Below are 11,059 nucleotides of genomic sequence, written 5' to 3'. Positions count from 1 at the left end.
TGGTCGAGGCTACGGTTTCTTTTTACGGCGTCATCGCAATACCGGCGAGGCTTTCGGCCTCCATCAACAGCGCGTCATCAACCGACCCCTGCGCCACACTCTCGCGGCCAATCATAACGAGCAACGGGACGGCGAGTGGGCTGACGCGTTCAAGGTCGACATGCAGCATCGTATCGGCGGCGCGGTCCAGCAAATCACCGAGCCGCCCAACGTCGGTCAGCCGCGTGCGCGCGTCGGCCCACGCCGCCTCAAGCAACAGATGGTCGGGTTCATATTTGCGCAGCACATCATAGATAAGGTCAGTGGAAAAGGTAACCTGCTTGCCCGTCTTGCGCTTGCCGGGATGCTGCCGCTCGACAAGGCCGCTGATGACGGCCACCTCGCGAAAGGCGCGCTTTAATAAATAGCTCGATTCCACCCAGTCGGTGAATTCATCCGCCAAAATGTCGGAAGAGAAAAGTGGGCGTGGGTCGGTGATAGGTTGCAAACTCCAGACCCCCAAGGCATAATCGCTGGCGACAAAGCCCATGGGCATCAGGCCACGGCTTTCCATGCGGCGGGTGATCAGCATGCCGAGCGACTGGTGCGCGTTCCAACCTTCGAACGGATAGGTCACCATATAATGACGCTTGTCGTGCGGGAATGTCTCGACGAGAAGCTGGCCGGGCTTGGGCATCTGGCTGCGATAGGCCTGCATTTCGAGCCATTCGCGCACTTCGTCGGGAAAGCGCGCCCAGCCTGCGCGATCGGTCAACATCTGCCGCACCCTGTTCGCAAGATGCGTGGTGAGCGGCAGGCGCGCACCCATATAGCTTGGGATGTTGGTCGCAGGCTTCGTCGCGGCGCGGACGATGAGGTCGAGGTCCTTGATGGATTCCACTTCAAGCGCCATGCCGGCAAAGGTAAAGGTGTTACCGGGGCTGAGCGTCGAGGCGAAGGATTCTTCTACCTTGCCCAATTTGCGGCCATTGCGGAAACGGATTTCGAGCATAGGTGCATCGACAATGATGCCTGCATTAAACCGGTGCTGCGCGGCAAATTGCGGGTGCGACAGCCGCCACCTGCCGTCGGGGTCTTTGACCAGTTTCTTGAACCGGTCATAGGCGCGCAATGAATAGCCACCTGTCGCGACAAATGCGATGACGCGGGCAAAGGTCGCGGCACCCATCGCGGAATAGGGCAGGGCAGATTGCACCTCCGCCAGCAACTGTTCCTCGTCAAACGGACCCGCGCAGGCAATGCCCATGACATGCTGCGCCAAGACGTCATAGCTTCCCGGGCGGAAGGTCTCGCCATCGCGCACGCCCTCGGCCACCGCGTCATAGGCGGCCTGCGCCTCCAGATATTCAAAGCGGTTGCCGGGCACGAGGATGGCCTTGGATGGCTCGTCCATGCGGTGGTTCGACCGGCCAATGCGCTGCAGCAGCCGTGACGATCCCTTGGGCGCACCCATTTGAATAACGCAATCGACATCGCCCCAGTCGACCCCCAGATCGAGCGAGGCCGTGCACACCAATGCGCGCAGCTTGCCGTCGGCCATTGCGCCTTCGACCTTGCGCCGCGCCTCAATCGACAGCGATCCGTGGTGAATGCCGATGGCATATTTGGGCTCATTCGCGTCCCATAACTTCTGGAAGATAAACTCGGCGAGGAAGCGTGTGTTGCAAAATATCAGCGTGATTTTGTTGCGGCCGATTTCGTCGATCAGCTGCGGTATCGCATGCTGCCCGCTGTGCCCCGCCCACGGCACGCGGCCTTCGGGGAGAAGGATGTTTAGGTCAGGCTCTGCCGCTGCCTCGCCTTCGACCAAGCGCACTTGGTCGATGTCACCGTGGGGCGCGAGCCATGCGCGATAGTCGTCGGGATCGGCGACGGTAGCCGATAGAGCAACGCGTTGCAGATTGGGGGCGAGCGTTTGCAGGCGCGCAAGCGACAGGCTGAGCAAGTCGCCGCGCTTGCCATTGGCGAAGGCATGCACTTCATCGATGATCACGCGCTTGAGCGTCGAGAACATATGCACGCTGTCTTCGTGGCTGAGCAGCAGCGACAATGATTCGGGCGTAGTTAGCAGTATATGCGGCGGCTTCACCCGCTGCCGCGCCTTGCGGTCCGACGGCGTATCGCCCGTGCGTGCTTCGACGCGGATGGGCAGGCGCATTTCCTCGATTGGCATCAACAGATTGCGCCGGACGTCGACCGCAAGCGCCTTGAGTGGCGAGATGTAGAGCGTGTGCAGGCTAGTCGCCGGCGTTAAAGTGTTTCCCAGCGCAGGCTGGGATCCAGCCCCAACTGAAGTGCCGGTTGGTAAAGTCTGGACCCCGGCCTGCGCCGGGGAACGCATGTTTTCAACTAATTCGGCCAACGTCGGCAAAAATCCGGCCAGCGTCTTGCCCGCACCCGTCGCGGCCACGAGCAGCGCATGCCGCCCATCATGTGCCGCCTCCAGCATCTCCAGCTGATGCCGCCGGGGCGTCCAATCGCGTGCGGCGAACCAGTCGAGGATGATGGAAGGTAATGTCACCAGAGCTTAATGCCCTGCTTGCTCTCCGCGTTCCAGTCCCGATGCCGCCAATTGTGCATCAATCTGCGCCATCAGTCGGTCGAGGCCTTCTTCGCTTGATGCTTCCGCGCGTGCGACCAATACATCCTGCGTGTTTGATGCGCGCAGCAACCACCAGCCATCGGGCGTGTTCACGCGCGCGCCGTCGGTGTTGTTGACGTCGGCGCCGTCTGCCGAAACCCGCGCGAGAACTTCGTCGATCACCGCGAACTTGCGGGTCTCATCGACTTGAAAACGCATTTCGGGGGTGTTGATCATGACGGGCATATCGCCGCGCAATTCAGTGACGCTTTTGCCGAGCTTGGCCGAGGCCGCCATTAAACGCACCGCCGCGTAAATCGCGTCGTCAAAGCCGTAATATTCATGCTTGAAGAAGATGTGCCCGCTCATTTCGCCCGCCAAGGGCGATCCGGTTTCCTTCATTTTGGACTTAATCAGGCTGTGGCCGGTTTTCCACATCAGCGGCTGCCCGCCAAGTTGCTCCACGCGGTCAAACAGTGCCTGCGACGCCTTCACATCGGCGATAATCGTAGCGCCCGGGACATCGCCCAGCACGTCTTCGGCGAAGATCTGAAGCAATTGGTCGCCCCAGATAACACGCCCCTCGCCATCAATCGCGCCAATGCGGTCGCCATCGCCGTCAAAAGCCACTCCGAAATCGAGATGCTTTTCCGCGACAAGCCTTTGCAGATCGACCAGATTTACGGGGTCGGTGGGATCGGGATGATGATTGGGAAACTGGCCATCCACATCCACAAACAAAAGATGGTGCTCACCGGGTAACATCTTGACCAGCTTTTCAATTGCCGGTCCCGCCGCCCCGTTGCCTGCGTCCCACCCGATGCGGAATGCCTTTTGCGGCGCCGCTTCGGCAACGCGGGCGACATATTGGTCAAGGATATCCAAATGCTCGGAAGTACCCTCACCGGCGGTCCAATCCCCTGCCGCCGCCATGCTGCCCAGCTTTTGGATATCCGCGCCAAAAAACGGTTTCCCCATGAGGACCATTTTGAAGCCATTATAATTGGCTGGATTATGGCTGCCGGTTATTTCAATGCCGCCGTCTACGTCGTCCAGAACGGCTTCGGCATAATATAGCATGGGCGTTGGCCCCATGCCGATACGCACAACGTCCACACCGCTGTCGTTCAATCCCTTCACCAGCGCTTCTTCGAGCATAGGTGAGCTGACGCGGCCGTCATAACCCACAGCAGCCTTTTTGCCGCCGGCCCGGACCAGGCACGTGCCAAAGCCACGACCGATGGCATAGGCATCATCCGCGCCAAGCGTTTCACCAATGATCCCGCGAATGTCATATTCACGTAGCGAAGTGGGGTGGAAATTATGTGTCATGGGGTGCCTATTTTTGGGAGATATTTTTATAATTACAGTATAGTTTAGTAATTACAGTCGTTTGTTGTTCAAGTCATCTAATAAAAGATCGCGGGCTTTGTTCAATGCGGCGGCTTGTGCATTGCTGCCGCCTGCATCAGGATGGTTTTGGGAAATCAAGACGCGATGCCGCTCGCGAATGCGCTCAGCATTATCGAAACGGGAAACGCCAAGCAGAGCACGGGCCGCATCAAGCGCTGCCGCGTCATTGTCTTTCCCGCCTTTGCCCAGCAGTCGCCACGTCATCCCGCGATACCACGCTGCGGCAATCGCAATTGCGCCGAGCCCAAGCAGTAGGCCCCCGCGCGCGGCCAGAAAGGCGCCGCCAATGCCAAGCAATATTGGCAGAAGCTGTTGCGATTGCAGCTTTTTCTTCCAGACCGCCCACGCCAGCGCGGCGATAATCAGGAGCCCAAGAAAGGCCATTAAACGAGCATGGAACCCTGCAGATCGGGAAGTGCGAGGCCTGTCACAAGTTCGCGCAATTCCTGACGTGCGGCGATATGCGCAGTCGCAAGCTGTCCCAAATGGCCCTTGTCGATCAGTGTCAGTCCCGACGGGAAAAGCTCACGATAAATAACGCGCTCGTTCAAGCCCGGCACGGACCGGAAACCCACACGCTTCGACAATTCGGCAATGGCATTGGTCATGCGCTGCTGGTTGCGCGCCTCCATATTGTGCAGCCGGTTGCGCACGACGATCCAGTCGATCGTAACACCATCTGTCTTGGCCCGCTCCTTGCGCGCCTCCCAGATGAGCTCGGCATAGAAGCTCAATTTGCGCACTTTGAAATTTTCCGCATCGACTTGGCCGATGAGGTCAAAGTCTACAAAGCTGTCATTGATTGGGGTCACCAAAGTATTTGCGCGCGTGGCGACGAGGCGGGCATATTTGTCATCGCGGCCGGGCGTGTCAAAGATCAGAAAATCATTCTCGGCGCCCAGTCGTTCGACTTGCCGGTCAAGTGTCGCCTGAGAATCATGCTCAAACACTTCAAACACGGGCATGGGCAGGCTGATGCGACGCCGCGCAATCGTGTCGCGCCGGTTCTCAAGATAGCGAAACAATGTCCGCTGGCGTGAATCAAGGTCAATACATGCCACCCGCGCACCGCGCGATGCCAGGGCAATGGCGACATGCACCGCCGTCGTCGACTTACCCGTTCCGCCCTTTTCATTAGCGAAAACAATGTTATGTGCCTTGGCCATATTCCCCCGGATCTGTCCTAAATATCTTGTGTCCGACATTTGCCTTGAAATGTCGCCACGCCGTCCCGCATAGGCGGGTTCACTTAAAGCCATTAAACAAGGCCGCCGACACGTGCAAACCATCAATCAACTTGCTTCATTACGGCACAATGTTTCCCTCCTGCGAAAGGAGGGCGCACGCATTGCGCTCGTCCCGACCATGGGGGCATTACATGACGGGCATATGGCACTGGTCGACAATGCGCGGCGCCATGCCGATGCGGTGGTGGTGTCCATCTTCGTTAATCCAACCCAATTCGGCCCGAATGAAGATCTCGACGCCTATCCGCGTACGTTTGAACGCGATTCAGAATTGTTGCGTGCGACAGGTGTCGACATCTTGTGGGCGCCGACTGCGGCGACAGTCTATCCGCAGGGCTTTGCGACCAAATTGCATGTCGATGGCCCAAGTCGCGGATATTGCGGCGGTGCACGCCCCGGGCATTTTGACGGTGTCGCGCTTGTTGTCGCGAAACTGTTCAATCAGGTTCAGCCCGATATCGCGCTCTTTGGCGAGAAGGATTTTCAGCAACTCGCGGTCATTCGCCAAATGGCGCGCGATCTCGACTTCGATCTGGAGATATTGGGCATTCCGATCGTGCGTGACACAGACGGCCTCGCACTGTCCTCACGCAATGCATATCTGACGCCCGCACAAAGAGCTGCGGCATTGGCTTTGCCAAGGGCGTTGGAAGACGCCGTGCGCGATATCCGTGGCGGCAAAGCTGTCGCCGAAACGCTTGCAGCCGCGACTGCAAAAATATTGGCGGGCGGCTTTGATGCGGTGGACTATTTCGCGCTCGCCGACGCGGTGACACTTGAGGAACTGTACGCCGTTGACGGCCGAGAGGCGCGGTTGTTGGTGGCGGCCAAGATCGGCAAGACGCGCCTGCTGGATAACTGCCCGCTATAGGCGCATATTTTACCTTCCAATCTGGACACGGTTTTCGCGTTTTGCGTTAACCATTTGTTATCCATGTTCGATGAAATTGACCGCAAACAGTGGATGTGGGGACAGTAATCATGGGTAACAGTTTCAAAAGCGCGAATTTCTTGATGGAAAGCCGGTTGGCCGATGCGGCGCGCGGCGATGCGGACGCATTACTCGACTTGGGCATCGCCTATTCTAGCGGAAGCGGCGGTATCGAAGTCGACCTGATTGAGGCGCATAAGTGGTTCAATCTCGCGGCCCTGAATGGCAGCGAAGCGGCGACGATGTGCCGCGCAGATATCTCGGACGAGATGACCGCACGCGAAATCGCAGAGGCACAGCGCCAGGCACGTGCATGGCTACAGGCAACGGATCAACGCCGCGCCGCCTGACTGGCGCGACATTAAATGGCCGTCGAATTGAATTTGCGTTGGGTTTTATGGGGTAAGCGTAGCCTGCCGCCAGTGGCCAGTCATCCAGCCTAGCCAGATCTCTTCGCGTGCCTCCATCAATTCGCTGAACGCCTAGGAGCGTGCGAATAAAATCAAGGGCCCCAGATCGTGCGCATCGGCCGCGCGTAATGCTGCGATGTAAGCTGCACGTGTAACGTTGGCGTCAGTGAGGCTGTGACTTCCCCACGAGAATTGAGGGCGGCCGAGTTGTACAGCCAGTAAATCGCCAGCCATGCGTGAGAGGCGACCATTACCGTTAGGGAAGGGATGGATTGCCACTAGCCGGTGCGAGAAACGCACCGCAATTTCGTCGGGAGCGTAGGTGGCATTCGCGACCCAGAAGCGCGCATCGTCAAGTGCCTGCGCAGTATCCATCCGGACACGGTTGGCATCTACGGCAATGTTACGTGCCGTCTTGCGATAGTGACCAGCCCAGCGCCACACCTGACCGAACATGCGTCTGTGCAGTTCGCGCAGGAAGACTTCATCGAGCGGGTCGCTGCGGCGCGACGACAACCATTTTGAGGCATGCGCAATGTTGACCTGTTCCGCCTCGTTCAACTCGCGACGCAAAGTGATGTAGGACGGTATAAGCTGTTGCATCTCCTCTGCATCGAGAGGTGTATTGGCATCGTCATCTTCATGGAAAAGTGCGTCTGTCATGCATCATCCCACAAGCGGCGCGTTGAGCCGGCAAGTAGTTCCGCAATTATGCGCTGGCGTTCGGTCACGAGGTCAGCCCCATCCATCGCCTGGTTCTCGAGGCGCATGGTGTGGTGGAACCGCGCAAGCATAGCCTCTGCCTTTCGGGCGGCCTGTTGCTGCACGATGTCATCCAGCGAGTTCGTAGGGACTATGGCGTAGACGAATGTGCAGCCCATCGCCTCGGCTGCCTCGCGCATACTTTTTATCGTTATTGCGCCCGCCGGCTCCGCCTTTTCCATTGCCGTTATGCGCGAATAGGCGGCGCCCATTCGCTTGGCCAGCTGGCGTGTGCTTAATCCCAAGGCCTCGCGAACGCCCTTAAGCCAACCGCGTGGAGGAACGGCGACGGCCTCCCCCCGCAGTGCTGCGAGGCGGCGGTCGAGACTTTTTCGTGCTAAAATTGCTTGGACAGGTGACATATATGCAGGTCCTTCCATTGCACACTGACATATATATGTGTGCATATCAAGATATTTTGACCTTATATATATGTGCAAACCGCATGTATATGCGCATATATAAATATGCATATCTCATTTTTAAGACTGGACCCGAGGCGCGCAGCCTTCCCTGAATATTAAACCTTTGTCTTCTGGTCTGAGGCCGTCACCGCGCTCAATAGCGCCGTATGTGGCTATGCTAATGTTGCTTAAGCTTGGCTCCGTGATAAAGCGCACGGCATAGGGCTGATGGTGAGACGCCTCCTGCGTCACGTAAATTTGCTTTTTATGCATAAGGATAGTTTTGACATGCCGGCACCGATACTCGTAACAGGCGCAGCCGGTTTCATTGGCCATGCCGTGGCGCATCGGTTGTTGGCGCGCGGTGAGCGCGTCATTGGCGTCGATATCGTCAATGACTATTACGACCCCGCGCTGAAAGAGGCGCGTCTGGCGACTTTTTCCGGGATCAACAGCTTCGCATTTGAACGTATCGACATTGCCGACGCCGCACAAATGGCTGCGCTCGTCCGCGACAACAACATCGTGCGCGTGGTCCATTTGGCGGCGCAGGCGGGCGTGCGGTACAGTATTGAAAACCCCTTCGCATATGAACGTTCAAATCTGGCGGGGCATCTGTCCGTGATGGAGGCGTGCCGCCATGCGGAGGGTTTCGAGCATCTCGTCTACGCCTCATCAAGTTCGGTCTACGGCGAAAAGCCGATGGGCGGCGAGGGCTTCAAGGAAGATGAACCCGCCAACGATCCTGTGTCACTTTACGCCGCGACCAAACGCGCATGTGAGCTGATGAGCCAGTCTTACGCCAATTTATACGGCTTCCCGCAAACGGGCCTGCGCTTCTTTACGGTCTATGGCCCTTGGGGACGCCCCGACATGGCCTATTTCAGCTTCACGCAGAAAATCCTGAAGGGCGAGGCCATCGAAGTCTATGGCGACGGGAAAATGGCGCGCGATTTCACCTATATTGATGACATTGTCGACGGCATCATCGGCGCGCTCGATAATCCACCCGCAGGCGGCGAGCACCGCGTGCTCAACATTGGTGACAGCCATCCCGTTGGGTTAATGGACATGATCGAGACGCTCGAGAAAGCCATTGGGCATGAGGCCGTTAAGGTCATGCGGCCAATGCAGCCAGGCGATGTGACCGCCACCTATGCCGATGTGTCCAAGCTCCATGCACTGACGGGCTATAAACCCAAAGTGATGCTGGCCGAGGGGCTGGAAAAATTTGCCGCGTGGTACCGCGAATATTATCGCGTCGCGCCTTAGCTCTTAATTTGGGACTGCCATTCATCGAATGAATCCGCCAACTTGCGGCCGGCAATTTGCCGTCCCGTCTCGCGCGGTAGGCCAAGTGAGGCCGACATCGGGCCGCCCAACAATGCGTCGCCCAGTGCCATCAACACCATTTCGAGCGTAAGTTCATGCAGCGACGTGTCGTCCTGTCCATCTTCGCTGATTTCGTCGACCAGTCTATGGATCGCCTCGATAATCGGATCGAGCGCATCTTCATTGCCCGACAGCAGCATCCACGACGCAAGCGCACCCGCACCCTCGCGATCGAACTGGTCAAAAATCAAGTCAGCCAGCTCGTGCGGTGTCACCACGCCGCCGCGCATTTGCACAACCGCTGCACCGATTTTGCTGCAGATTTTGTCGCCCATATAGGCAGCAAGCTCGCGCTGCAGCCCGGAGGCTGAGCCGAAATGATGCAGCAAATTGGCGTGTGTGCGGCCAATGCGTCCCGCGACGGCTTTGAGGGTAACGGCCTGCGGACCCGATTCAAGCAACAGGTCGCGCGCGGCCTCAAGCGCCGCCAAACGGCTCGCCTCGGGGCTTAACCGGCGCGGCATGGCGGGATCATTCAGTTGTACGATTTTTGAAGCGTGTGTGGTCATGAGTGCCTGTGCGTAATTATCATTTTACACGTTAGGCCAATTGCATTGCTTGTCCAATAGCGTTGAATGTCGCTTACGCCGCTTCAAGGCGCTCCATATATTCCCGCAAGCCGACGGGGCGTGTGCTTCGCATGTCTCCATCGTCGGTGACGGCATCCCCAAGCGACCGTTCGTACAGCGCGCATGTCGTCGCAATGCCGCGGCCATTGCTGTGGCGTAGCGCCGTCTTACCCGTGCTTTGAAAGCCAAGCTTGCGTAGCACTTTGCCTGACGCAGGGTTGTCGGTGAAGTGGCTCGCGACCAATTTCTTGTGACCGATGGTCTTGGCTATCTCAATGACGGCGCGGCTGGCTTCGGTGGCGAAGCCCAATCCCCAATATGGCCTGCCGATCCAGTAGCCGAGTTCGGCGTCATTATTGAAGTTGCCAATGCCGCACGCGCCGATTAGGCGCGGCGCACCATTGGTACGCAGCATCATCAAAAAGGAAGGGAAGTGCGCGTCATGCTCTTGCGTGGCAAAGCGGACGGCATCCTCGGTGGTGTAGGGCCAAGGCGCGCGGGCGAGATTGCGGACAATGCCCTCATCGGCGATCGCCTGATGAAGCTCGCCTGCATCTTCGGGCCAGCTCGGCCGTAGGAGTAATCTTTCGGTTCTCGCGAACATCATTTCTCTCCAATTCTGCGCCGCCCCTTGCATGATAAAGCGACAGCCATGTTACAGTTCCTCCGCAGGAGGCTGAGAACAGGGAGAATGAGACAAAAAGAAAGGGAGACCGGTTGACCCGTCTCCCTGTTCAAAGGTGGAAACCACCTGATGCGATTTCCGGGTCATCCGTCTGGACAACCCGGTATTGATTGTCCTGTTTATTCGGCCGCCGCGGCTGCCATGTCGACCGACACATATTTGCGGCCAAGTTTGCCAGCGTGGAAACGCACACGGCCCGCGACCAGCGCGAACAAAGTGTGGTCCTTGCCAAGGCCAACGCCTGCGCCAGGATAAACCTTGGTGCCGCGCTGACGGATGATAATGTTGCCACCGATGACGCTTTCGCCACCGAATTTCTTAACGCCAAGGCGGCGGCCTGCTGAATCGCGACCGTTGCGTGACGAACCACCTGCTTTTTTATGTGCCATGGTCTAAACTCCTAAGTCAGAGCGTTGCCGCTCAAGCTTCCTTTGAAGCTGCAGCCTTTTTGGGCGCAGCGGCTTTCTTTGGTGCGGCTTCAGCCTTTTCGGCTTTCGGCGCGGCAGCCTTTTTCTCTTCCTTGCCAACGGCGAGGATACGCAGCAGCGTCAGTGACTGACGATGGCCCTGCTTACGACGATAATTGTGGCGACGACGCTTTTTGAAAACGATCACCTTTTCGCCGCGCTCTTGCGCAATGATTTCGGCAGAAACGGTCAGGCCGT

At 57.9% G+C, this 11,059-nt stretch carries 13 protein-coding genes; 3 read left to right on the top strand and 10 right to left on the bottom strand.

Annotated features, from left to right (window positions below; all coding sequences use genetic code 11):
* Positions 1-22: 22 nt before the first annotated feature.
* The 4 genes from ACILQA_RS07295 to ACILQA_RS07280 are packed head-to-tail and all read right to left on the bottom strand — an operon-like array spanning position 23 to position 5,160.
* Positions 23-2,521 (bottom strand): ligase-associated DNA damage response DEXH box helicase, encoded by a 2,499-nt coding sequence (locus ACILQA_RS07295; RefSeq protein WP_395629098.1) that lies wholly within the window; start codon positions 2,519-2,521, stop codon positions 23-25.
* 6 nt (positions 2,522-2,527) lie between these two features.
* A complete protein-coding gene (gene pgmG, locus ACILQA_RS07290) occupies positions 2,528-3,913 on the bottom strand; it encodes a phosphoglucomutase/phosphomannomutase PgmG (protein ID WP_395629097.1) in 1,386 nt (461 codons plus the stop codon).
* Between the two features lie 51 nt (positions 3,914-3,964).
* Entirely contained in the window at positions 3,965-4,378 is a 414-nt protein-coding gene (locus tag ACILQA_RS07285; protein ID WP_395629096.1) for a hypothetical protein, read from the bottom strand.
* On the bottom strand, positions 4,378-5,160 hold the full coding sequence (locus tag ACILQA_RS07280; protein ID WP_395629095.1) for a division plane positioning ATPase MipZ: 783 nt from the start codon (positions 5,158-5,160) through the stop codon (positions 4,378-4,380). Before ACILQA_RS07280 ends, ACILQA_RS07285 begins: the two co-directional genes overlap by 1 nt.
* Before the next feature lie 112 nt (positions 5,161-5,272).
* On the opposite strand from ACILQA_RS07280, the gene panC reads away from it, so the two are divergent.
* Positions 5,273-6,112: a pantoate--beta-alanine ligase gene (gene panC, locus ACILQA_RS07275; RefSeq protein WP_395629094.1), complete on the top strand. Its 840-nt coding sequence runs from the start codon at positions 5,273-5,275 to the stop codon at positions 6,110-6,112.
* A 110-nt stretch (positions 6,113-6,222) separates the two neighbouring features.
* Positions 6,223-6,522 carry a hypothetical protein gene (locus tag ACILQA_RS07270; RefSeq protein WP_395629093.1) on the top strand — a complete coding sequence of 100 codons (300 nt, stop codon included), beginning with the start codon at positions 6,223-6,225 and terminating at the stop codon, positions 6,520-6,522.
* Positions 6,523-6,654: 132 nt separating this feature from the next.
* Here the strand turns inward: ACILQA_RS07270 and ACILQA_RS07265 are convergent, their stop codons facing one another.
* Together ACILQA_RS07265 and ACILQA_RS07260 are read right to left on the bottom strand one after the other, a co-directional pair.
* Positions 6,655-7,245, bottom strand: a complete 591-nt coding sequence (locus ACILQA_RS07265; RefSeq protein WP_395629092.1) for a mobile mystery protein B — start codon at positions 7,243-7,245, stop codon at positions 6,655-6,657.
* Positions 7,242-7,706: a mobile mystery protein A gene (locus ACILQA_RS07260; protein ID WP_395629091.1), complete on the bottom strand. Its 465-nt coding sequence runs from the start codon at positions 7,704-7,706 to the stop codon at positions 7,242-7,244. The genes ACILQA_RS07265 and ACILQA_RS07260 overlap by 4 nt, the downstream gene beginning before the upstream one ends.
* Before the next feature lie 330 nt (positions 7,707-8,036).
* Here ACILQA_RS07260 and ACILQA_RS07255 point away from each other — a divergent pair, with 330 nt between their 5' ends.
* Positions 8,037-9,020, top strand: coding sequence for an SDR family NAD(P)-dependent oxidoreductase (locus tag ACILQA_RS07255; RefSeq protein WP_395629090.1), 984 nt, complete (start codon positions 8,037-8,039; stop codon positions 9,018-9,020).
* On the opposite strand, the gene ACILQA_RS07250 is transcribed toward ACILQA_RS07255, so the two are convergent.
* The 4 genes from ACILQA_RS07250 to ACILQA_RS07235 all read right to left on the bottom strand — a co-directional run.
* Positions 9,017-9,649 (bottom strand): TetR/AcrR family transcriptional regulator, encoded by a 633-nt coding sequence (locus ACILQA_RS07250; protein ID WP_395629089.1) that lies wholly within the window; start codon positions 9,647-9,649, stop codon positions 9,017-9,019. The two genes, ACILQA_RS07255 and ACILQA_RS07250, sit on opposite strands and share 4 nt — an antisense overlap.
* A gap of 73 nt (positions 9,650-9,722) precedes the next feature.
* Positions 9,723-10,316 carry a GNAT family N-acetyltransferase gene (locus ACILQA_RS07245; RefSeq protein ID WP_395629088.1) on the bottom strand — a complete coding sequence of 198 codons (594 nt, stop codon included), beginning with the start codon at positions 10,314-10,316 and terminating at the stop codon, positions 9,723-9,725.
* Positions 10,317-10,513: 197 nt separating this feature from the next.
* Positions 10,514-10,783 (bottom strand): 50S ribosomal protein L27, encoded by a 270-nt coding sequence (gene rpmA, locus ACILQA_RS07240; protein WP_183942321.1) that lies wholly within the window; start codon positions 10,781-10,783, stop codon positions 10,514-10,516.
* 31 nt (positions 10,784-10,814) lie between these two features.
* The coding region (locus ACILQA_RS07235; protein ID WP_395629087.1) for a bL21 family ribosomal protein at positions 10,815-11,059 on the bottom strand (245 nt) is incomplete at its 5' end.

Origin of the sequence: Sphingorhabdus sp., assembly GCF_044239005.1 — a bacterium.
In the GTDB taxonomy this organism is placed as follows: domain Bacteria; phylum Pseudomonadota; class Alphaproteobacteria; order Sphingomonadales; family Sphingomonadaceae; genus Sphingorhabdus_B.
Note: the sequence above shows the minus strand (reverse complement) of the source record. Positions and strands in the feature narration are given on the sequence as shown.

Coding starts and splice junctions, on each gene's coding strand:
- pgmG (WP_395629097.1), bottom strand. CDS start 3,913: ATGACACATAATTTCCACCCCACTTCGCTACGTGAATATGACATTCGC.
- ACILQA_RS07285 (WP_395629096.1), bottom strand. CDS start 4,378: ATGGCCTTTCTTGGGCTCCTGATTATCGCCGCGCTGGCGTGGGCGGTC.
- ACILQA_RS07280 (WP_395629095.1), bottom strand. CDS start 5,160: ATGGCCAAGGCACATAACATTGTTTTCGCTAATGAAAAGGGCGGAACG.
- ACILQA_RS07270 (WP_395629093.1), top strand. CDS start 6,223: ATGGGTAACAGTTTCAAAAGCGCGAATTTCTTGATGGAAAGCCGGTTG.
- ACILQA_RS07265 (WP_395629092.1), bottom strand. CDS start 7,245: ATGACAGACGCACTTTTCCATGAAGATGACGATGCCAATACACCTCTC.
- ACILQA_RS07260 (WP_395629091.1), bottom strand. CDS start 7,706: ATGTCACCTGTCCAAGCAATTTTAGCACGAAAAAGTCTCGACCGCCGC.
- ACILQA_RS07255 (WP_395629090.1), top strand. CDS start 8,037: ATGCCGGCACCGATACTCGTAACAGGCGCAGCCGGTTTCATTGGCCAT.
- ACILQA_RS07250 (WP_395629089.1), bottom strand. CDS start 9,649: ATGACCACACACGCTTCAAAAATCGTACAACTGAATGATCCCGCCATG.
- ACILQA_RS07245 (WP_395629088.1), bottom strand. CDS start 10,316: ATGATGTTCGCGAGAACCGAAAGATTACTCCTACGGCCGAGCTGGCCC.
- rpmA (WP_183942321.1), bottom strand. CDS start 10,783: ATGGCACATAAAAAAGCAGGTGGTTCGTCACGCAACGGTCGCGATTCA.